This is a genomic window from Carnobacterium sp. FSL W8-0810, from assembly GCF_038007125.1.
Classification (GTDB): Bacteria; Bacillota; Bacilli; order Lactobacillales; family Carnobacteriaceae; genus Carnobacterium_B; species Carnobacterium_B inhibens.
In genome coordinates, this window is the sequence record NZ_JBBOWO010000003.1 from 48,317 (window position 1) to 69,637 (window position 21,321).

The 21,321-nt window shown below is 33.8% G+C and carries 24 protein-coding genes and 2 pseudogenes; 18 read left to right on the plus strand and 8 right to left on the minus strand.

What is annotated here, in order from left to right:
• Nucleotides 1-72: 72 nt before the first annotated feature.
• The 7 genes from NST49_RS11970 to NST49_RS12000 all read left to right on the plus strand — a co-directional run bounded on the left by NST49_RS11970 (nucleotide 73) and on the right by NST49_RS12000 (nucleotide 8,070).
• Nucleotides 73-1,935 carry a heavy metal translocating P-type ATPase gene (locus NST49_RS11970; protein WP_023176482.1) on the plus strand — a complete coding sequence of 621 codons (1,863 nt, stop codon included), beginning with the start codon at nucleotides 73-75 and terminating at the stop codon, nucleotides 1,933-1,935.
• A gap of 469 nt (nucleotides 1,936-2,404) precedes the next feature.
• Nucleotides 2,405-2,770, plus strand: coding sequence for an arsenite efflux transporter metallochaperone ArsD (gene arsD / locus NST49_RS11975; RefSeq protein ID WP_341048930.1), 366 nt, complete (start codon nucleotides 2,405-2,407; stop codon nucleotides 2,768-2,770).
• A gap of 14 nt (nucleotides 2,771-2,784) precedes the next feature.
• Complete coding sequence (gene arsA / locus NST49_RS11980; RefSeq protein ID WP_187949139.1) at nucleotides 2,785-4,521, plus strand: arsenical pump-driving ATPase; 1,737 nt, start codon at nucleotides 2,785-2,787, stop codon at nucleotides 4,519-4,521.
• A 30-nt stretch (nucleotides 4,522-4,551) separates the two neighbouring features.
• Complete coding sequence (arsD, locus tag NST49_RS11985; RefSeq protein ID WP_341048932.1) at nucleotides 4,552-4,887, plus strand: arsenite efflux transporter metallochaperone ArsD; 336 nt, start codon at nucleotides 4,552-4,554, stop codon at nucleotides 4,885-4,887.
• A 22-nt stretch (nucleotides 4,888-4,909) separates the two neighbouring features.
• Nucleotides 4,910-5,254, plus strand: a complete 345-nt coding sequence (locus NST49_RS11990) for an ArsR/SmtB family transcription factor (protein ID WP_089977188.1) — start codon at nucleotides 4,910-4,912, stop codon at nucleotides 5,252-5,254.
• Between the two features lie 33 nt (nucleotides 5,255-5,287).
• Nucleotides 5,288-6,367 (plus strand): ACR3 family arsenite efflux transporter, encoded by a 1,080-nt coding sequence (gene arsB / locus NST49_RS11995; protein WP_187949138.1) that lies wholly within the window; start codon nucleotides 5,288-5,290, stop codon nucleotides 6,365-6,367.
• 35 nt (nucleotides 6,368-6,402) lie between these two features.
• Nucleotides 6,403-8,070 (plus strand): FAD-dependent oxidoreductase, encoded by a 1,668-nt coding sequence (locus tag NST49_RS12000; RefSeq protein WP_187949137.1) that lies wholly within the window; start codon nucleotides 6,403-6,405, stop codon nucleotides 8,068-8,070.
• 187 nt (nucleotides 8,071-8,257) lie between these two features.
• On the opposite strand, the gene NST49_RS12005 is transcribed toward NST49_RS12000, so the two are convergent.
• Both NST49_RS12005 and NST49_RS12010 read right to left on the minus strand, forming a co-directional pair.
• The gene (locus NST49_RS12005; RefSeq protein WP_051923348.1) at nucleotides 8,258-8,533 is read right to left on the minus strand and encodes a helix-turn-helix transcriptional regulator; all 276 of its coding nucleotides are present in this window, start codon (nucleotides 8,531-8,533) and stop codon (nucleotides 8,258-8,260) included.
• A 5-nt stretch (nucleotides 8,534-8,538) separates the two neighbouring features.
• Nucleotides 8,539-8,901: a type II toxin-antitoxin system RelE/ParE family toxin gene (locus tag NST49_RS12010; protein ID WP_035020746.1), complete on the minus strand. Its 363-nt coding sequence runs from the start codon at nucleotides 8,899-8,901 to the stop codon at nucleotides 8,539-8,541.
• 187 nt (nucleotides 8,902-9,088) lie between these two features.
• Here NST49_RS12010 and NST49_RS12015 point away from each other — a divergent pair, with 187 nt between their 5' ends.
• The 4 genes and pseudogenes from NST49_RS12015 to NST49_RS12030 all read left to right on the plus strand — a co-directional run bounded on the left by NST49_RS12015 (nucleotide 9,089) and on the right by NST49_RS12030 (nucleotide 11,333).
• Nucleotides 9,089-9,451: an ArsR/SmtB family transcription factor gene (locus NST49_RS12015; RefSeq protein ID WP_341048939.1), complete on the plus strand. Its 363-nt coding sequence runs from the start codon at nucleotides 9,089-9,091 to the stop codon at nucleotides 9,449-9,451.
• Nucleotides 9,452-9,467: 16 nt separating this feature from the next.
• Nucleotides 9,468-10,085: a CadD family cadmium resistance transporter gene (locus tag NST49_RS12020; protein ID WP_035020741.1), complete on the plus strand. Its 618-nt coding sequence runs from the start codon at nucleotides 9,468-9,470 to the stop codon at nucleotides 10,083-10,085.
• Nucleotides 10,086-10,339: 254 nt separating this feature from the next.
• Nucleotides 10,340-10,705, plus strand: a pseudogene (locus NST49_RS12025) (ArsR/SmtB family transcription factor).
• A gap of 16 nt (nucleotides 10,706-10,721) precedes the next feature.
• On the plus strand, nucleotides 10,722-11,333 hold the full coding sequence (locus NST49_RS12030; RefSeq protein ID WP_341048943.1) for a CadD family cadmium resistance transporter: 612 nt from the start codon (nucleotides 10,722-10,724) through the stop codon (nucleotides 11,331-11,333).
• A gap of 110 nt (nucleotides 11,334-11,443) precedes the next feature.
• On the opposite strand, the gene NST49_RS12035 is transcribed toward NST49_RS12030, so the two are convergent.
• Nucleotides 11,444-11,758, minus strand: a complete 315-nt coding sequence (locus tag NST49_RS12035) for an ArsR/SmtB family transcription factor (protein ID WP_007723352.1) — start codon at nucleotides 11,756-11,758, stop codon at nucleotides 11,444-11,446.
• Between the two features lie 257 nt (nucleotides 11,759-12,015).
• Between NST49_RS12035 and NST49_RS12040 the strand changes: the two genes are divergently transcribed.
• The 3 genes from NST49_RS12040 (at nucleotide 12,016) to NST49_RS12050 (ending at nucleotide 15,964) form a co-directional block, all read left to right on the plus strand.
• Complete coding sequence (locus NST49_RS12040) at nucleotides 12,016-13,935, plus strand: heavy metal translocating P-type ATPase (protein ID WP_341048947.1); 1,920 nt, start codon at nucleotides 12,016-12,018, stop codon at nucleotides 13,933-13,935.
• A 139-nt stretch (nucleotides 13,936-14,074) separates the two neighbouring features.
• Complete coding sequence (locus NST49_RS12045) at nucleotides 14,075-14,626, plus strand: tyrosine-type recombinase/integrase (protein ID WP_341048948.1); 552 nt, start codon at nucleotides 14,075-14,077, stop codon at nucleotides 14,624-14,626.
• Between the two features lie 159 nt (nucleotides 14,627-14,785).
• Complete coding sequence (locus NST49_RS12050; protein WP_341048951.1) at nucleotides 14,786-15,964, plus strand: IS256-like element ISEf1 family transposase; 1,179 nt, start codon at nucleotides 14,786-14,788, stop codon at nucleotides 15,962-15,964.
• A gap of 24 nt (nucleotides 15,965-15,988) precedes the next feature.
• Here the strand turns inward: NST49_RS12050 and NST49_RS12055 are convergent, their stop codons facing one another.
• Complete coding sequence (locus tag NST49_RS12055) at nucleotides 15,989-16,198, minus strand: hypothetical protein (RefSeq protein WP_341048953.1); 210 nt, start codon at nucleotides 16,196-16,198, stop codon at nucleotides 15,989-15,991.
• 49 nt (nucleotides 16,199-16,247) lie between these two features.
• Nucleotides 16,248-16,439: pseudogene (locus NST49_RS12060) on the minus strand (helix-turn-helix domain-containing protein); the annotation flags it as partial.
• Nucleotides 16,440-16,531: 92 nt separating this feature from the next.
• Between NST49_RS12060 and NST49_RS12065 the strand changes: the two are divergent.
• The 3 genes from NST49_RS12065 to NST49_RS12075 all read left to right on the plus strand — a co-directional run bounded on the left by NST49_RS12065 (nucleotide 16,532) and on the right by NST49_RS12075 (nucleotide 19,832).
• A complete protein-coding gene (locus NST49_RS12065; protein ID WP_341048955.1) occupies nucleotides 16,532-17,212 on the plus strand; it encodes a hypothetical protein in 681 nt (226 codons plus the stop codon).
• A 573-nt stretch (nucleotides 17,213-17,785) separates the two neighbouring features.
• Complete coding sequence (locus tag NST49_RS12070; protein ID WP_341048957.1) at nucleotides 17,786-17,992, plus strand: hypothetical protein; 207 nt, start codon at nucleotides 17,786-17,788, stop codon at nucleotides 17,990-17,992.
• The gene (locus NST49_RS12075) at nucleotides 17,976-19,832 is read left to right on the plus strand and encodes an ArdC-like ssDNA-binding domain-containing protein (RefSeq protein ID WP_341048960.1); all 1,857 of its coding nucleotides are present in this window, start codon (nucleotides 17,976-17,978) and stop codon (nucleotides 19,830-19,832) included. The genes NST49_RS12070 and NST49_RS12075 overlap by 17 nt, the downstream gene beginning before the upstream one ends.
• A 236-nt stretch (nucleotides 19,833-20,068) precedes the next feature.
• Here NST49_RS12075 and NST49_RS12080 read toward each other — a convergent pair whose 3' ends face one another.
• The 3 genes from NST49_RS12080 to NST49_RS12090 form a co-directional block, all read right to left on the minus strand.
• Nucleotides 20,069-20,233, minus strand: coding sequence for a hypothetical protein (locus tag NST49_RS12080; protein ID WP_341048961.1), 165 nt, complete (start codon nucleotides 20,231-20,233; stop codon nucleotides 20,069-20,071).
• A gap of 93 nt (nucleotides 20,234-20,326) precedes the next feature.
• Nucleotides 20,327-20,554, minus strand: a complete 228-nt coding sequence (locus tag NST49_RS12085) for a hypothetical protein (protein WP_341048963.1) — start codon at nucleotides 20,552-20,554, stop codon at nucleotides 20,327-20,329.
• A 4-nt stretch (nucleotides 20,555-20,558) separates the two neighbouring features.
• Nucleotides 20,559-20,804 (minus strand): hypothetical protein, encoded by a 246-nt coding sequence (locus NST49_RS12090; RefSeq protein WP_341048964.1) that lies wholly within the window; start codon nucleotides 20,802-20,804, stop codon nucleotides 20,559-20,561.
• A 265-nt stretch (nucleotides 20,805-21,069) separates the two neighbouring features.
• Here NST49_RS12090 and NST49_RS12095 point away from each other — a divergent pair.
• Nucleotides 21,070-21,321 (plus strand): MobA/MobL family protein (locus NST49_RS12095; RefSeq protein ID WP_341048967.1); only part of this gene is annotated, 252 nt, incomplete at its 3' end.

Consider the following 21,321-nt stretch of genomic DNA (forward strand, 5'->3'; position numbering starts at 1 on the left):
ATTAATTACTTAGGCAATTATCTTATACTGTGTTTATCAATAAAAGAGAAATTAAATTTGGAGGGAAAAAGCATGCAACAATATATATTAAGCAAGAAAAATGTTATCACCGTCATCAGTGGATTGTTAATCGCACTCGGTTTCTTCAGTCACTTTGTTTTAGAAAACGTAGGACTTTCAGAGTGGTCTTTGATCATCGCCTCTGTCTTTGGGATTACGCCAATTGCCATTCAAGCGTTTCAAGCAATGAAAGTCAAAGTCATCAGTATTGATGTCTTAGTCAGTATTGCAGCGATTGGTGCGCTTTTTATTCAAAATTATGAAGAATCGGCTATTGTCACGTTCTTATTCTTATTCGGACACTACTTGGAACAACGAACATTGAACCAAACGCGATCTGCTATCAAAGAATTGACTGAAATGGCACCCGAAAGCGCCTTGAAACAAATGGATAATGGCGAATTTGAAGAAGTAGAAGTGGATGATGTAGATGAAGGGGATATCTTGCTCGTTAAAACGGGTGCGAAAGTTCCAGTAGATGGCACAGTCCTTACGGGGGAAGGGCATATCAATGAAGCTAGCATTACTGGGGAAGCTGTTCCGGTCAACAAGCTAGCTGATGCAGAAGTTTTTGCAGGAACCATTTTAGAAAACGGAACGATTCAAATCAGAGCTGATCGAGTTGGTGAGGACACCACATTTGGAAAAATTATTGAACTCGTGGAAGAAGCACAAGATTCTAAGTCCGAAGCGGAACGGTTCATTGATCGCTTTTCTAAATACTACACACCAGCTGTCTTGGTTCTGGCAATTGTTGTATGGGCGTTCAGTCAAAATATTGAGTTAGCAATCACCATCTTGGTTCTAGGTTGCCCAGGCGCATTAGTTATCGGAGTGCCTGTCTCAAACGTTGCCGGTATTGGGAATGGTGCTCGTAACGGTGTTCTTTTAAAAGGGAGTGAAGTCATTCAAGACTTCAGCAATGTGGATACAATTGTATTTGATAAGACAGGTACTTTAACTGTCGGAAACCCAACCGTTGCAGCGACTGAACTGTATGAAAAAGATTCTGCTGAAACGCTTGGCTATCTGGCCAGTGTGGAACGGGAATCAGATCATCCGTTAGCAAAAGCGGTCTTAAATCAAATTGGAGAAACAAACTTTTATCCTGTTGAAGGAACTGAAGTCGTGAAAGGCGGCGGAATCGTTTCAAGTATAGCTGGACATAGAGTGGCTGTTGGGAATGTGGCCTTGATGGAAAAAGAAAAGGTCACTCTCAGCAAAAAAGTGCAAAAAGATGTCAAACGGTTTGAACAACAAGGGAACTCTCTCGTTTTGACAGCGGTCGACGGTGAATTAAAAGTACTGATGGGCATTCGCGACCAAGTCCGTCCGGGTGTGAAAGCTAATTTGCAGGAATTAAAAGACCTGGGCGTAAAAAATCTAGTCGTTCTTTCAGGAGATAACCAAGGAACCGTTGATGTGGTCGCAGGCGAACTTGGTTTGACCGAAGCTCACGGCCACATGTTGCCGGAAGACAAATCGGCTTATATCGGAAAACTCCAACAACGTGGTCAAATTGTAGCCTTTGTTGGAGATGGCGTTAACGATAGTCCGTCCTTAGCTTTAGCAGACATTGGCATCGCAATGGGAAGCGGAACGGACGTAGCGATCGAAACATCCGATGTCGTTTTAATGAACTCGAACTTCAGCAACTTGCCTCACGCATTAGGAATAGTAAAAGCCACCGCAAATAATATGAAACAAAATATCGCGATTTCAATTGGAGTAGTGTTGGTCTTGTTGACCAGCGTCTTCTTCAGCGAATGGATGAATATGTCTATCGGAATGTTGGTTCATGAAGGTAGTATCCTGGTGGTAATTTTCAATGCCATGAGATTAATGAAGTATAAGTTGAAAGGTCGAAAAGAATAAAAAGAAGTATCAGCACCTGCAGAGACAGTAAAAATATCTTAAGAATAAACTAGAAGAGGCTGGGACAATAGTCCATCCTTGAAATGACAAAAGCGGAAACTCCCAGATTTAAAATTCTGGGAGTTTCCGCTTTTTTGAGTTCTTGAAAAAAAAATAAGAGTATAGAGTATGCTCTTTATAAAATTAATTTTCGTGTGAATGATTAAAAAATCTAATAATAAAATTTAAATTCCTATTAAGTTTTAACACATGAAATTACATAGAATCATGTATTCAGAACCTTGATATTTTGAGGTTATTTTTTTGCTAATCAGAGGTACTCTTAAAGATGGCGGCAGGAATTTAAGCTAGTACAATTACTCAAAATTATTTTTTATTGACTATAGATAGATAAAGTTCTATATTGTATATAGACGATTGTCTATGTATTAGTGTCAAAATAAATTCTATACAAAGGAGCAAAAAAATTATGACAGAATTAGCATTATTTGAACCAGCAATGTGCTGTAGCACAGGTGTATGTGGACCATCTGTAAATGAAGACTTATTACAAATTACTTCAGTTATGAACGCTTTAGATACATTAGAGGGGTTTCAAGCTAAAAGATACAATTTATCTAGTGATCCTCAAACATTTGTAGAAAACGAACAAATGAGTAAATTATTGCAAGAAAAGGGCGCTGATGCGTTGCCAGCAACACTATTAAATGGTGAGATAGTTAAATTTGGAGGATACCCTTCAATCGAAGAAATAACTGCTTTTACAGGAGTTAGATTTGTCCCAGTGGAATCAAATGACGGTGGCTGCTGTGGATCAAACTCAGGATGTTGTTAGGAGGATTTTAAAAAATGAAAAATTATCAACCAGAACAATTAAACCTTACAAAATATCTTTTCTTTACTGGTAAAGGCGGAGTAGGAAAAACATCTACAGCTTGTGCTACCGCAGTTTCTTTAGCGGATAGTGGAAAGAACGTTATGTTAGTGAGTACGGATCCCGCGAGTAATTTACAAGATGTTTTTGAGAAAGAATTAACGAACAACGGCTTAGAAATTCCAGAAGTTAAGGGATTAACAGTAGCGAACTTTGATCCAATTACTGCTGCACGTGACTATATGGAAAGTGTTGTTGGTCCGTATAGAGGAGTTTTACCTGAATCAGCTGTAGACAACATGGAAGAACAATTATTAGGTTCTTGTACCGTTGAAATTGCGTCATTTAATGAATTTGCTGGATTTTTAACGAATCCAGAAGTTGAAGCTCAATATGATCACATTATTTTTGATACTGCCCCTACGGGGCATACATTAAGAATGTTGCAACTGCCTTCTGCTTGGAGTAACTTTTTGGATGAAAACACTACTGGTGTTTCATGTATGGGTCAGCTCTCTGGACTTGGAGATAAGCAAGAAATGTATAAACACGCAGTAAACACATTATCAGAAGGTACAAAAACAACCTTAATGTTAGTGACACGTCCACAAAACGGACCACTGGTAGAAGCGAATAGAGCTTCTGAAGAATTAAAAGAAATCGGTGTGTTAAATCAACAATTAATTATCAATGGTTTATTAGAAAGACCGACAGATAACATTTCTCAAAAGATTTATGATGAACAACAATTAACGTTAAAAAATATGCCTGAAAATTTGAAACAATTTCCAACATTTATTGTTCCATTACGCTCATATAACGTAACAGGCGTTGAAAACTTGCGGTTACTCTTAACATCAGATCAAACAAATGCCGTTGTAGAAGCTCCAGAAGTAATGGATTACCCTAAGTTACAACACATTGTAGATGAATTAGATCGCACAAATAAAAAAGTTGTTTTCACTATGGGTAAAGGTGGCGTTGGTAAAACTACGATTGCTGCTACACTAGCAACAGGATTGGCAGCTAAAGGGAAAAAAGTTCATTTAGCAACAACAGACCCTGCCGCTCATTTGGAATTTGTAATCACTGAATCGGAAAACATTAAAATGAGTCATATTGACGAAAAAAAAGAATTACAGGACTATAAAGAAGAAGTTTTATCTAAAGCTCGTAAGACCATGTCTTCTGAGGAATTGGACTATGTTGAAGAAGATTTACGCTCGCCTTGTACTCAAGAAATTGCCGTTTTCAGACGATTTGCAGAGATTGTTGCTACAGTTGATTGTGATGTAGTCGTCATTGATACAGCCCCAACTGGACATACTTTATTATTGTTAGATTCCTCTCAAAGTTATGCTAAAGAAGTGGAACGAACTTCTGGTGAAGTTCCTGAGTCCGTTCGTAGACTGTTGCCAGTCTTACAAGACCCTGAACAAACAGAAGTGGTCATGGTTACTTTACCTGAAAATACGCCAGTCTATGAATCTATGCGCCTACAAGAAGATTTAGATCGTGCCAAAATCGCTCATACTTGGTGGGTCATAAACAATAGTATGCTAACAAGTGGTACAACGAATGACGTATTAAGAGCTCGTGCTCAAAGCGAGGTTACTTGGATCAATAAAGTAGCAGAACTATCCAATGATCATTTTGCGGTAGTCGAGTGGCATTCTACTGAAGTGAAAGGGAAATCCATATCGCAATTTTAGAATCAATTAGTTGAAGGGAAGAGAATAAAAGTGGATAAAATAACTCTTTATGAACCTCCAATGTGCTGTAGCACAGGCATTTGTGGACCTTCTGTAGATGGAAATCTGATCCGTATAACAAGTCTCTTTCAACAAATACGGAAGATAAAAGGGAAACAATTCATTCGATATAATTTAAGTGCCAATCCGGACTCATTCGTTCGAAATCAAACGGTAACGCAGTTAATCCAAGAAAAAGGGATTGACTGTTTGCCTATAACGGTATTGAATGATGAAACAGTTGTTAAAATTAACGACTATCCAACTAATAAAGAACTATCTAAGTGGCTGAATCTATGCTTGGAAGAAGCAGAAGTCTCACTGTAATTAAGTAGAAAGGAGAATAAAAATGACTTACGAAGAATATGCGAAGGTTGCCAAAGCGCTTTCGGAGCCAAAACGCGTAAAAATACTAGATATGTTGTCGTGCGGAGAAATGTGTGCGTGTGATATTTTAGAACATTTTGATTTTACTCAACCTACTTTGTCTCACCATATTAAGATATTAGTAGAAGCTGGCTTAGTTACAGCCGAAAAAAGAGGGACTTGGCAACATTACTCAATTAACGAGCAAGTAGCCCAGCAATACATTCAAGGATCCATTCATTTATTAACACATTCATCTGAATGTATTTGTGAGACTGAAGGCATTCAAAAAGAAGCAAAAAGTTTATCTTCTTTTGTTTCTCGTTAAAAAATTAAATACGATTATTATTGGAGGAAAATCATGAAAGAATCAGCTTTAAAAGAAAAAGTATCAAATAAAGAAAATGGAATTGGACTTTGGGAACGTTATTTAAGTTTATGGGTTGCTTTATCAATGATTGTAGGTGTATTAATAGGGCAATTTGTTCCTGTAATTCCTGATTTTTTAAGTCAATTTGAGTATTATAATGTATCAATTCCAACAGCTATTTTAATTTGGTTAATGATTTTCCCAATGATGTTAAAAATTGATTTTAGCAGTATTGTAAATGCAACAAAAAAACCCAAAGGATTAATCTTAACTACCGTAGTAAACTGGTTAATTAAACCATTTACCATGTATGGAATTTCTGCCTTTTTCTTTTTGGTAGTATTCAGACCGTTTTTAAGTCCAGAACTAGCCAATGAATACATAGCTGGTGCGATTCTTTTAGGGGCAGCTCCTTGTACGGCTATGGTATTTGTCTGGAGTGAACTAACAAAAGGTGATCCAGCATACACTTTATTGCAAGTGTCTATCAATGATATTATTGTTCTCTTTTTATATGCTCCAATTGTGGCACTTTTACTGGGTATAGGTAACGTATCTGTCCCTATCAATACACTTTTACTCTCCATTTTTGTCTTTATTGTTATTCCTTTAGTTTTAGGAATTGTTGTCAGAAAAAAAGTCGTTAAGCAAAAAGGTGACGATTATTTTGAAAAAGATTTTGTGAATAAATTTGATGGCACAACTCGAATTGGTTTACTACTAACTTTAGTTATTATCTTTTCATTCCAAGGTGAACGAATTCTAAGTAATCCATTCCATATTTTATTAATTGCTATTCCACTAATTGTTCAAAATATTGTCATATTCATTCTTGGTTATGGTGGAGCTAAAGCGTGTAAACTACCATTCTCAATAGCAGCACCCGCAGCCATGGTCGGAACAAGTAACTTTTTTGAACTTGCTGTAGCTGTCTCAATTGCGTTGTTTGGATTAAATTCTGGTGCAACTTTAGCAACCGTTGTGGGAGTATTAGTAGAGGTTCCTGTTATGCTTTTATTAGTCAAGTTTTCAAATAAAACAAAACATTGGTTCGACGGATATGAATATTAAGCATTGTTTAAATTAAATGAAAAGAGGCGAAAAAAATGAAAATTGTCGTTATTGGATCTGTCGCTGCTGGTACATCTGTAGCAGCTAAAGCTAGAAGAAACACAGAAGAAGCTGAAATTATCGTTTACGATCAAGGAAAAGATATTTCTTATTCTGTTTGCGGGATTCCTTATCAAATTGGTGGCGAAGTTGAAGAATTAAGTGCCTTAACCCCGAGAAATGCAGCATGGTTCAAAAAGAGATACAATGTTTCAGTTTTCACCGAGCATAAAGTGACAAAAGTTGATCATGCCAACAAACAGTTAGAAGTGACGGATCTTGTTTCTGGAGAAAAGAAACTAGAAAATTACGATGTATTGGTTTTTGCTACAGGGGCTTCTCCATTCACTCCACCTCCATTTAATCAAAAAGAGTATGATAATGTGTTCCAAGTTCGAAATATTCAAGACGCACGAGATATTGGAGCCTATTCAGCTAAACAACCTAAAAAAGCATTGATTATTGGTGCTGGATTTATTGGTTTAGAAATGACAGAACAATTAATCCATAAAGGATTAGAAGTAACAATCGTTCAATTAGAAGATCAAGTCATGCCTCCTATGGACGCAGATATGACTTTCCGTGTAGAAGAGCATATGCGTGCAAAAGGTGTTAATTTAATCCTTAGCGACACGGTAAAAACGATTGAAGGAGAAACGTCAGTAGAGAGAGTTATCACGACAAACGGCATTACAATTGAACCAGATATCGTTATTTTATCAGCAGGTGTACGTCCAAATACAGAATTAGCTAAAGAAATGGGCGTAGAACTGGGAGCTTCAAGAGCAATTGCGGTCAACAAAAAAATGCAAACTAATCTTCCAGATGTTTATGCGGTTGGGGATGTGGCAGAAAGCTTCTCCGTTATTACAGGTAAGCCAATCTACCGTCCGTTAGGCTCAACGGCTAATAAAATGGGTCGAATCGCTGGAGATGTCATTACCGGTGGCGATTTAGAGCACAGAGGTGTCTTAGGAACAGGAATATTCAGAATCTTTGATCTACATGTCGGTCAAACAGGATTAACAGAAAAAGAAGCGAAAAAAGAAGGTTATGATGTTGAAATCTTATATAATATCAAGCCAGACCACGCCGAGTATTTAGGTGGGAAAGAATTGACTATCAAAGCATTAGCAGATAAAGAAACCGGTCGCATCTTAGGTGCACAAGCTATCGGTCAAGGTGGCGTAGACAAACGAATTGACGTAATCGCAACAGCTATTACGTTTAAAGCAAAATCGGAAGATTTATTCCATTTAGATTTAGCCTATGCACCACCATTTGCGACAACGAAAGACCCCATTCTTTATACGGGAATGGCATTGGATAATGCATTAAAACGAAATCCATTGTTAACACCAGCTGAATTAATACGTCGCCAAAATAGTGGTGAAAAATTACAAATTATCGATACACGTTCTAAAAAAGATTATGACAAATCACATGTTAAAGGAGCAATTCATGTTCCTTTGGCTGAACTGAGAGAAAGAAATGTAGAATTAGACAAATATGTAGCAACGGTCACTTATTGTAATAAAGGTGTAACTGGTAATGCATCTCAAAATTTATTATTAAATTATGGATTTGAAAAAGTTTATAATTTATCTGGTGGGAATAAAAATTATCAAAGTTATCTTAAAATGTTAAAATCGAAATCAAAATAAATAAAAAAAAGAATCAGACAGCCAAAAGTTGCTGTCTGATCTTTTTTTTACGATTTAAATAAATGAAGCCAATACGGTAGCGCCCCCCAAAAGTTTAGATTTCACTCTAACTTTTGGGGGGCGCTACCTATTTGAGTATTGAGAGAGCTTATTTTAATTTTAGAGCGAAAGAGCTTCATCGTATAATTTAATTTTTTACCAGTTTTTTAGTCGTTTTGTCTATAAATGTCAGCTCTAAGTTTAAACCGTCTGCAATTTTTGTAATGGTCTTTAGAGAAGGAGCATAAGAAAAGTTTTCTACACGAGCTATTTGAGCCTGAGAAACATGTACTTTTTCAGCTAATTCTTTTTGAGTCATATTCTTTTCTCTACGGAGACTGGCTAATAAAGCAGTCAACTCAATCAGATTTTTATCTTCTTGAGAAATGCTGCTAATGTCTTTCTTTACATCTGTCCATTTCATACTAATCATCCTTTCTTGCGTTCTAACCAATCAGCTAATTCACGTTTAGCTTGTTCAATTTCTCTTTTGGGTGTCTTTTGGGATTTTTTTCTAAACTGGTGTAATAAAATTAATTCATTATCTTCTAAGGTTGCAAAAAATACGCGATTAGGAACTGGGCGTAATTCCCAAATTTTACCCTCAATCTGTTTAACAAGAGGCTCACCTATAAAAGTGCCGTCATATTCCAGACGTTCCATTTGATAATAGAGCTTTTTTAAGGTGGATTTATTTTCTTTAGTCGGGTTACTATCCAGTTCTTTGATCCAATTCACTATTTGACTTTGGCCTTTCTTATCTTCATAGAACTCTATTTCATATTTTTTCATAGAAACTCCTATCACTCTCTGTATACCTCTATAATATATCAAAAATGATATATTATCAAGTTTTATAATTGCTTTTCAATACATGAAATTGCTTATAATAGTGTATTGAAATTAAGGTAGATTGACAAACGAGTGATCAAATAGATATACTACATTCAAACGACCGTTTGAATGTGAGGTGAGATGAATGGAAAAAGTTTGCCAAGTGACTATCGTACATAAAGAAAAAGTAAATGTAATAAAAAAAAAATTGGATCAAAAAGATTTTTCAAACTTACTTGTGTTAGGGAAATGTTTCAGCGATTCTTCTAGAATTAAAATTTTTTATGCTTTAGAAACCTATAAGGAAATGTGTGTCTGTGATTTAGCAGAAATACTTAATGCTAGTGTCGCTACAACGTCACACCATTTACGTTTTTTAAAAAAACATGGAATGGCAAAATCACGTCAAGATGGAAAAGTAGTTTATTACTCTTTAGCGAATGAAGACATCCTTTCCGCTATTCATGTTTTTTTAAAGTTATCAGATAATCTATCTATGAAATCTTAGTTTGGAGGAAGTTATTTTGTTACAAAGTATTTTTTCAGCTATCGCTGTTTATATTTCTACCAGCATTGATTATTTGTTTATCTTGCTAATTATCTTTTCTCAAAGTCACACACAAAAAGGTATTCGTCACATTTTTTGGGGTCAATATCTTGGAACAGGCATTTTGGTAGCCGTAAGTTTGTTTGCTGCTTATGTGCTAAATTTTATTCCGCAAGATTGGATCATTGGATTTCTTGGATTAATTCCAATTTATTTAGGTATCCGTGTCGCTGTGATAGGCGAAGAGGAGGAAGAAGAAGAGGAAGTCGTTGAAAAGTTAGAATCTAGAGGAACCAGTCGGTTATTTTGGACTGTCGCCTTAATAACCATTGCGTCAGGTGGCGATAATTTAGGGATTTATATTCCCTACTTTACTTCGCTAGCTGTTTCCGAAATTGTTATTACTTTAATCGTATTTGCTATCTCTGTTGCGGTTCTTTGCTGTGTCAGTTATAAATTAGCCAAAATTTCCTTTGTTTCCGAAACGTTAGAAAAATATGAACGAATCATTGTTCCTATCGTGTTTATTGGTTTAGGAATTTATATATTGATCGAAAATGGTACGATTCAAACTGTATTGAGTTTATTTAATTAATAAATAGTTTGATTGTTAGTACAAAAAAAGACAGCGATTAAAACTCGTTGTCTTTTTTTTGTACTAACAGATTGGCGCATTATCTAAGTAATATAATTCGATACATGAAATTACATAAAATAGTGTGTCAAAAATCTTGTTTTATCAATGTTGAATTTATCTGAATTGTCTATAGATTAACTAATTATTGACAAAACAATGTTTAGATAGCTACACTTCATTCAAACGTTCGCTTGAATGGGGTGATTAAGTTAATGACTGCAGAAGTATGTACAACTAACAGTATACATAAAGAAAAAGTAGCTAGTGTTAAAAAAAATTTAAAAGATAAAGACCTTTCAACTTTACTTATATTAGGAAAATGTTTTAGCGATTCTTCTAGGATTAAAATTTTTTATGCTTTAGAAACTTATAAGGAGATGTGCGTTTGTGATTTAGCAGAGATACTTAATGCTAGTATTGCTACAACGTCACACCATTTACGTTTTTAAAAAAAGAATGGAATGGCAAAATCACGTCAAGATGGAAAAGTAGTTTATTACTCTTTAGAGAATGAAGAGATACTTTCCGCTGTGCAGGATTTTCTAAAATTGTCAGAAAATAATTCTATGAAAATTTAGTTTGGAGGAAGTTATTTTGTTACAAAGCATTTTATCAGCACTCGCTGTTTATATTTCTACCAGCATTGACTATTTATTTATCTTGCTGATTATTTTTTCTCAAAGTCATACAAAAAAAGGACTCCATCAGATTTATTGGGGTCAATATCTGGGAACAGGTATCTTAGTAGCCATAAGTTTATTTGCAGCATACGTGCTAAATTTCATTCCACAAGATTGGATCATTGGGCTTCTCGGTCTTATTCCGATTTTCTTAGGAATAAGAGTGGCATTGGTCGGTGAAGAGGAGGAAGAAGAGGACGTCGTTGAAAAGCTTGAATCAAGAGGAACGAACCGCTTCTTTTGGACCGTTTCCTTAATAACAATTGCTTCTGGTGGCGATAATTTAGGGATTTATATTCCTTACTTTACCTCACTATCGTTTTCAGAAATTGTCACAGCTTTAATAGTCTTTGCTATATCTGTTGCGGTTCTTTGCTCTATCAGTTACAAATTAGCAAAAATTTCATTTATTTCCGAAACGTTAGAAAAATATGAACGAATCATTGTTCCTATAGTCTTTATTGGTTTAGGAATTTATATATTGATCGAAAATGGCACGATTCAAACACTATTAAACTTTATATAAACAACTACGATAGTGAAATTCAAATAAAAAAGACAGCGAGTTAAGATCTCGCTGTCTTTTTTTATTTGAACTAATGAATTGTAAAATCATTTTAACCATGTAGTTTGTCTTTATTTTTCTTGTTCTTCGATATGAGTTGAAACTTGCTCAAGAATACTAAAAATATGAAGATCGTCGAGGCTATAAATCATATTTTTACCAGCTCTTTTTGATTTTACTAATCTTGAAGTCTTTAAAGTTTTTAACTGGTGAGAAATGGCTGATTGTTCCATACTTAAAGACTGCGCAATTGCTCCAACACTAAGTTCTTCTTTCTGTAAAAGAAATAAAATTGAAAGACGTGTAGGGTCACTAATCATTTTAAATATCTTACTTACCTCTTGGATAGAATCATTCGTTAACGGAGAAGTTGATGATGATTTCATAAAACTTCCTCTCTTTCATATGTGTGTTCGTTCATTCATGTTTAGATTAGCACAAGATTTTTATAAAGCAAGGTTTTTCCATAAGTAGAGCTGTTTTATAGTCCAATTTTTTTATTAACTAAATAAGATAACTATTTTTTTGACAAATCAGATAGAGCAATATATAATGAACGCATAAACATATGAATGTTAGGTCATGTGTAATTCGTAAGCGTTACGATTTCAAAAAAATAGTTTTATTAAGAAGGGTGATAGAAATGAAAGAGATTCAAGAGCAACACTCACACGAAAATAATAGTCACGATCATGAACATGATCATGGGAAAATGCCAATTATTTTGTACTTTATTGGTTTAGGATTGTCGCTCATTGCGTTATTTTTAAACGGAGAAACTAGTTTATTACAGAATAGTTTATTTTCCATTGCTTCAATTAGTGCGGGTTATCATGTCATTATTCTTGAAGGAATTGGAGAAACGATTGAAAACTCAAAAATCCAACACAAATTTACACCTAATTCTCATATTCTAATGGGAATAGCTGCAATAGGTGCATCTCTGATAGGAAGTTTTTGGGAAGGAACGTTATTGGTCCTTATTTTCTCTGGAGCACATTTTCTTGAAGATTACGCTGAAGGAAGAAGTAAAAGGGAAATTACAAAGTTACTCGAAATGAATCCAACGACTGCTAGACTAATCATGCTAGATGGTAATACAACCATTGTTGACGTTAAGGAATTAAAAGTAGGAGATCAACTTCAAGTACTAAATGGTGACCAAGTGCCTATTGACGGAGTGATAGTATCTGGCTCTACGTCGATTGACGAATCTTCTATAAATGGTGAGAGTATTCCTAAAGAAAAGACTCAAGGAGATGGAGTATTTGGAAGTACAATTAATGGAACGGGTACTTTTACTATGGAAGTTACAAAAGAAACTAACGATACTGTCTTTTCAAAGATTTTACAACTAGTGAATCAAAATCAAGAAAATCAAACAAAAGCGTCTAGTATTATCCAAAAGTTTGAGCCTAAGTATGTTAAATTTGTTTTAATTGCAATTCCTCTTGTCATTTTACTTGCTCCTTTGTTGTTTGATTTGACATGGTCACAAAGTATTTATAGAGGATTAGTCCTTTTAGTCGCAGCTTCTCCGTGTGCTTTAGCAGCAGCTACCGTATCCGTAACATTATCTGCCACTTCTAATCTAGCAAAAAGGGGCGTACTTTCAAAAGGAAGTGCCTATTTGTCGCAATTAGCCGATATTCAAGCCATTGCCTTTGATAAAACAGGAACATTAACGAAAGGGAAACCGGAAGTAACAAATTATTATTTTTCTGATTCTGTGGACGAAAAGAATATTATTGATATCGTCGTAGCTCTTGAAAAAGAATCAAATCACCCGTTAGCAAGTGCTATTTTAAACAAGTTTGAACCAAAGAATAAACTAGCAATTAAAGTGGGAAATCAGATTGGAAGAGGTTTAATAGGCGATTATAACGGAAAAAATTATCGTATAGGCAAACCAACTTCTTTTGAAGCTGTATCGGATGACTATACGCGTTTGAATAAAAAATGGGCTTCAGAAGGTAATACGGTTGTGTACGTATCAGAAAATGAAAAAGTAATCGGTCTGATCGCATTAATGGATATTCCAAGCGAAAATGCGAAAGCAACTATAGAGTACTTTAAGAAGTGTGGTGTCCATACCACTTTAATTACTGGGGATTCTGAAATGACAGGACAAGCTGTTGGTAAACAATTAGGAGTAGATCAAGTAATTGCAAACGTCATGCCGGAAGACAAATCTAACATTATCAATGAACAAAAAGAAAGATATGGTATAACCGCTATGGTAGGAGATGGTGTAAATGACGCACCTGCTCTTGTGAAAGCAGATGTCGGAATTGCTATGGGAGAGGGTACGGATGTTGCAGTAGATGTATCTGATTTAGTGTTAATGAAAAATGATTTATCTAAATTAGTAAAAGCTCATAAAATTTCTTTGAAAATGAATCGAGTTATTTGGCAAAACATTATTTTTTCAATGCTAGTCGTAGCTTTTCTAATTATCGTGAGCTTAGTAGGATTAACAGATATAGCCATTAGTGTGATCGTTCATGAAGGAAGTACTATAGTCGTTATATTAAATGGCCTCCGATTATTAAAATCTAAATAAATACATGAAATTGGATAAAAACGTGTATCCGGAATCCTATTCCAATAGGGTTCTTTTTTTATAAAGTCCTCCAATACATGATTATATGTTATACTAAACAAAATCATGTATCACTTTTATGAGAGGAGAGGGCTTTTAAATGAGTTACAACGTCCAACCATTACGGACTCAGCAAGAAATAAACGACTTTTTATTTTGTTTAAGAAGAAACAAAAACGCAGATCGGGATGTTTTTCTCTTTTTGATCGGCATTAATAGCGGTTTGCGCATGTCTGATATCGTCAAATTGAAGAAACAAGATCTAATTTCCTCAAAAAATCCCCGAATTGTCGAGAAAAAAACAGGGAAAACCCGTATTTTGTATTTGAGTAGTCTGCAGGACTTGATCCAAGACTATACAAAAGACTTAAAATCAGAGGATTATTTGTTTCCGAGCACCAAAGGTGGACATATAGAAGTGAATACGATTTATCAGATGTTTCAAAAAGTCGCTAAGCTGTTAGGAAGAGACGATATTGGGACGCACACACTGCGCAAGACGTTTGGTTACCACTATTATAAGAAAACCAAAGACGTGGCCACACTGATGGAAATATTCGGTCACAGCAGCGAGAAAATCACGAAACGCTATATCGGGATCAATGAAGATGAAATCAGCGAAACTTTGCTTAATTTCAGGTTAGGTTTTTAATGTTTTTTTTTTATTTATGATTAATTTTATCAAATATACTTTTAGAATGTTTGAGAGTGTAAAATATTTTGTGTAAATGAAAAAATCCATACAAAAAAGGAAGTCCCTTCTGTAGAATAAAGTTAACGACAACCAATTCACAGAAAAGAGGACTTCCCTATGAATGATTTTACTACAGAAATTGTGCAAACTCTAGTCACTAAAGGCGATTTAAATGAATTATTCCGTTCGCACTTAGAAAAAGCGATAAACACACTCCTACGGACTGAATTAACGGCTTTTTTAGATTACGAAAAATATGATCGCACTGGTTTTAATTCAGGTAATTCGAGAAACGGTTCTTACTTTCGATCAATCAAAACCGAATATGGTGAATTAACATTGGAAATACCTAGAGATCGTAATGGTGAGTTTAAACAACAAACTTTACCAGCCTACAAAAGAACAAACGATACATTGGAAACCACTATTATCCATTTATTCGAAAAAGGTGTTACGATGTCTGAAATTGCTGATTTAATCGAAAAAATGTATGGGCATCACTATACTCCACAAACCATGTCCAACATGACTAAAGTTCTGACTGAAGAAGTAAACGCCTTTAAATCCAGAGCCTTAAATGATAAGTATATCGCTATTTTTATGGACGCTACTTATATTCCATTAAAACGCCAAACCGTATCCAAAGAAGCGATTTATATTGCCATTGGTATACGAGAAGACGGCACTAAAGAAGTACTGAGTTATGCGATTGCTCCGACTGAATCAACATACGTTTGGAATGAGCTGCTACAGGATATTAACTCCAGAGGAGTTCAAGAAGTCTTGCTTTTTATTACGGATGGCTTAAAAGGCATGAAAGATACCATCCAACAAATTTATCCTAAAGCAAAATATCAGCATTGTTGTATCCATGTATCTCGTAATATTGCTCATAAAGTACGTGTCAAAGACCGAAAAGAAATCTGTGATGACTTTAAGGCTGTTTATCAAGCTAACTCAAAGGAAGAAGCGAATACATTCTTATCCTGTATGATTGAGAAATGGAAGAAAAACTATCCTAAAGTGACGCAGTCACTCATAGAAAACCAAGATTTATTGACTTTTTATGAGTTTCCACCCAGTATTCGTAGAACCATTTACTCAACCAATCTAATCGAGTCTTTCAATAAGCAAATTAAAAAGTACAGCCGCAGAAAAGAGCAGTTTCAAAATGAAGAATCACTAGAACGCTTTCTAGTCAGCATTTTTGATACATACAATCAAAAATTTCTAAACAGAAGCCATAAAGGTTTCCAACAAGTAACCGATACATTAGTTTCAATGTTTACTGAGTAACTAATTATTTTGCAGAAGGACGATTTATTTACACAAAATTATTGACGCTCCCGAATGTTTTCCAAATGTATTTATGTTTGCATATAGTGTAAAAATAGCTATTAATAATATAATAATCATTTCTTTAATCGTTAGCATATCTATAGTTAAATCATGTAAGAAAACAATTAGATATAATATCAGTGCAATATCTAAAATAATAGCACCTAAAACTGGTAATCTATTATTATTCATAAGTAACACTCCTTTATTCTGTAAACCGTTTTATTTTTTATTAGGTTTTCTCTTTTAATAAATGGTCAGTTGAAACTTGATAACAGGTACTTAATTTAACCAGGTTATCTAAATCAGGATAGCTGATGTCATTTTCCCATTTTGAAATGGATTGTCTTGAAATATGTAACTCTTCGGCTACATCATTTTGAGAATACCCTTTTTTGATTCGACTGCTTTTTAATTTTTCGCCTAATAACAATGATCCTCCTCCTCATCTTTACTTATTACTATCATACTGAAAGTAAGGTTTATTGCCTATAACGCAATAGTTTACAAGGTAGCAACCAATTAATGAAAAAAACTGTACTTACACTATTAGCTAGCTCTGTTTTATTTGCTTCTTTACCTTTGTACACTGTTCAAGCAGCCGAAAGTGATGAGGTAACAACTGAACCTTCCGAGATAACAACTGATCTTCCGGAAGTAACTAACTATATAGAAAATAACGATGTTGAAGAAATAACTGATGATGATTTCTTGAATACAATTCAAAATTATATTTACAAATCTGAGGATGGTACAGTTCAAATCCAGAATTTACCAATCGATATTGAAGTAAAATATGCTAATGAATTAAATAGTTTAGTAGAACACTTAAATCCATTAAATGAACAGGTACTTACTGGCGAGATGACAGTAACAGAAGATTTTAACTTTATCTCAACAAGTAGTTTTAGCACCTTCGCAACTAGCCCAAAAAAACCTACCATATATTGGTGGGGATACCAATATATTTTTAATAATGCACAAGGGAAACAATTTGCAAATTCCATGGAAGAATTAGCTAATTACACTCTTACTGCAGGTGGAATGGCTAGTTACTTTGGTATTAAACAAATAGGAGGAGCTTTAATGTTTTTAGGTAATCCTTACTATAAACAGTTAGCAAAAAAAGTAAGAAGTAAAAATACTAGCAAAGGAGTAATCATTAACCTTACTCATGCTGCAGTCTTTACTGTAAAATCAAGGTAAACAAAAACGGCAACTAATTTTTAGTTGCCGTTTTTGTTTTGAATTAAAATTAATACAAAAAGAGGAATGAAAATTAAAGATTGTACAATAAGTGTTTGAAAAATTGCTCCCAAAAGACCTGAATTATCTGAAAACAAGTAAATATTTATGAACAATACTATAAATGTGACAATAAATAAAATTACACTTCTTTTTAGTGTGATCTTTTTTTCCATTTTCTAGCTCCTTTTTAAATTCAAGTATTATAAAATAAAAAAAGTAATATATATTGTCTTTATTATCAATTTCTACTATCTTTATTATGTATTATCTACTTACAATAAAAAGAACGTATTAGTTTACATATTAGCAACTATTAGGTGCTAATGCGAATATAAGTGTGTTAAATATATTATTACAGCTATTTAGAAAAACAAGTTAACATAAATTCCATTAACAAAAGTACTCATAACCCTAATTAATTTTATAATTTGATTTTCTGAATCATAAAAGCTAGTTGTAGGCATATTTTTAGCCCTATAACTAGCTTTTATTTATGCTTAAAGAAGAATAAACAAGAAAGGTGGGATGATTATGTCTGATCGTTTAGCGTTAGCTTTAAGAGTTTTAGAAGGGAATAAAGTTCTTTTTTACCTTCCTGAAGAGAAAAAAGAAGTAGAAATTCTGGTAGAAGAGTATATTTTTGCAGATCTGAAAGAAAATATAAGTAATGAAGAAGGCTATTATTTACTTTTAGAAACAGAATCTGATGGAGTTGTTGAGCATGGCGAACTCATCTAATACATTTCATAAATGGTTATTGGAAACGCTACACGAGAATGAGTTAGTGTTGGACTTAAAGAATATAACGCTAAAAAATGAGCTTCAGAATAGTTTGCAAGCTCTGAACGATTTCTTAGTCGATGATTGGTTTAGTAGCGAAGAGGGTACTTCTATTGCCGATCAAGTTGAAATTAATTTAGACAAACAAAGGGAAAATCATCTTCAGAAAGATTTTCCGTTATTTATAGCAGGAAATCTTGAATTAACGGTTTCAAAAAGTACAAAGAATAAAGGGTATCAAGTTACAACGTTTAATCATACAGGAGCATTATCAGATCATCAGGAGAATTCATTAAAAGGCTGTTTGAAGTATTTAAAAGAATTAAATGCCTATCCTTTAGATAAACACCTGTCAAGCTACTTTAGCCAAGAGGGGAGTATAGCAATGGCCAACCAGTATAAAAAAATTTCAGAAGCTGAAAAGAAGAAAGAAATTGATCAACTAACCGAAAAAATGACTACACAAGTTCAAACTTATACAGAAACACCTGAACAGATGACGGAATTACTTGATTTTATGAGCCAGTTCAGAGATTACTCTATCCGGAATCAATTCATGATTCGCTCGCAGCATAAAGGAGCAAATGGAGTAGCATCCTATCAACGATTTAAAGAATTAGGCTTTCCAGTTCAAAAAGGAGAAAAAGGGATTAAAATTTGGGTTCCAATGACTGTTACCCAGTTTAAAACTAAAGATGGTGAATGGAAAAACCAAACGAAAGCAACGATAGAAGAAAAGGAATGGATAAAGAAAAATCAGTCTACAGATAACGTCAAAACATTTACGCGTTTTAAGTTAGGGACGGTTTTTGACGTGACACAAACACACGCGAAACCAGAAGATTATCCAGCTATTTTCCCAAATAAAAAGAATCAGTTTGATTTTGGAGGGAAAGACTTAGATTTATTGAATCAATCACTACTGGAGTATTCAAATAGCACTAATATTCCAATAATTAAAGAGCCGTTTCGTGATTCGGCTGCTAAGGGGTATTATATGCCGTCTACACATTCCATTACCCTTAATACTAAAAATACAGAAACCGAGAATATACACACGTTAATTCATGAATTAGCACATGCTGAGATGCATAATGATAAAAAATTGAAAAATAAAGAGTTAACTATGCAGGCAGCACCTGTTCTTGAATACCAAGCAGAAATGACAGCGTATGTAGTAGGGAAGTATTACGGACTAGATACAGAAAAGCATTCCTTACGTTACATATCCAATTGGACGGATAATTTAGAAAAAGTTGAGGATAAAATAAACTCTTTATCAGAAGTGAAAAAAGCTTCTGGAAAATTGATTGATCACCTAGATTTGATTATTGAACAAACAACCGAAAGTAAACAAGTACTGAGCCCCGACAAGGACGAAGTGATTGCTACAAAGTTAGGATTTTTGACAGATCAAAACAATCAAAATCAATACAAGCAATTAAAAGATACAAGTCTTAAAATAAACACCATTCAACTATTAAAAAATAACCCTAACGATAAGTTAACTCTTTATTCGATTGAACTTGTCTCTAAGGAACAGACATTTGATTATGTTATGGCTACGGGTAAAAATAAAAAAGAGATTGCAACCACTTGGGTAGGAGAAAAGACAGCTGATGAATGGTTAAAAGAAGACGTTAAATATCGCGTGTTAGATAAGGATCTGAATCAAGAATTGAATACGGAAAAAATAAAGGATTTAATTAAACTAACCGAAAATGAAAAAGTACCGATGAATATTTTTTCAACTCAATTTAACTCAAATACTAAGAAAGTATCTTCTCCATCATTATGAAAATAATTATTAATTTTAAAATTAAATGAGTAAGGTTAAAAGGATGGAAAAACTGTTACCAATCAGTTATTCCATCCTTTATTTTTTTTATTGCTATCAAAGGATTGAAAAAAATTGAATGTATCCTTTTGTAACTATATGTAAAATTTTAGATGGGTTTTGCGTATTCATTGTGTAGTAGTAAGTTAATTGTCCGACTTACTACTACACAATGAATGTATTTAAACGTATACTAATTAATGAGAATTTAACCATTCATGCCCTTTTTCTTGAGCTTCTTCTTCAGTAAATTCATCCATATTTTGAAACATAGCATCCCATAATTTATCAGCTTGATCTTTATCTAATTTAAGATCTTTGCAAGCCAATAACATATAACCTAAAGCTTGTTTATTAGTCATTATTATTATCCTTTCATGGATTTTTTTAAAATAAATTACATCTACAGTATAACTTTTAACATTAATTCTCTCAATTTTTTAAAGAGTAGTTAACTATTTAAATTTAATACTCTTATTCGCATTAACATAACTTGAAAACATCTTTAATAATTCTTCTGTTTCTGCAACTGATAACTGTTCACATTCAAAATAATTTTCTAGTAAAGCGCCTTTTTGAATGAGTCTTCTCGTTCGTTCTTTTCGTTCTTTTTGAGAATCTAATTGAATAGATCGTTCGACTCGATTTATTTCTTGTTGCAGTTGTTTAAAGTGATTACTCATAGGTTTAACCTACTGTAGGTGATTCAACTGAATTACTAGAGTTTAAAGATTGATCTTCATTCATTAAATCATAGCTATCTTTTAAATTATTTACAAATTCTTTTATTTCATTTTTTGTTAAGGATTCGTAGTCTAATCCAAATTGGTTAATCAATTCTTTTCCTAAAGTATTTTCAATTTTTTCTTTTTCCTCTAAGAGCTCTTTTTTTAACTTTTCTATTTGTTCTAATTTTTTTGAAATGTTTGACATGATATTTTTCCTCCCTTAATGTTTAAATTACTATACAAACTAGTATGACAGAAAGATAAATAATTGTAAAAGAAAAAGCAAAATGGTAAAATAATCCCTGTAAAGGGCGCACTTATACTCCATTATTTACTACGTAAATAATGGAGTTGTGCTCATAGAAATAAATTTTTATTTTTTCCGCTTATCGTTCCCTTAAAAAAATTCCGTGTGATAAAATTCGCTCTCGCTCATGTTAAGAAAATAAAATCCGAAAGGAGATGATATCATGGCTATTTATCATGTATCTGCAAAAATTATTTCTAGAAGTAAAGGCCAATCGGCCATTTCAAGTGCAGCTTATCGTTCAGGTGAGAAGTTGTATAGCGAGCGGTATAACGAAACAAAATTTTACCGTCGAGATATACAGCCTGTTACGTTTATATTGAAGCCTACTCATGCTCCTGACTGGTGTTTAAATCGTGAACGATTGTGGAATGAAGTTGAGAATTACGAAAAATCAAAAAATGCGCAACTTTCT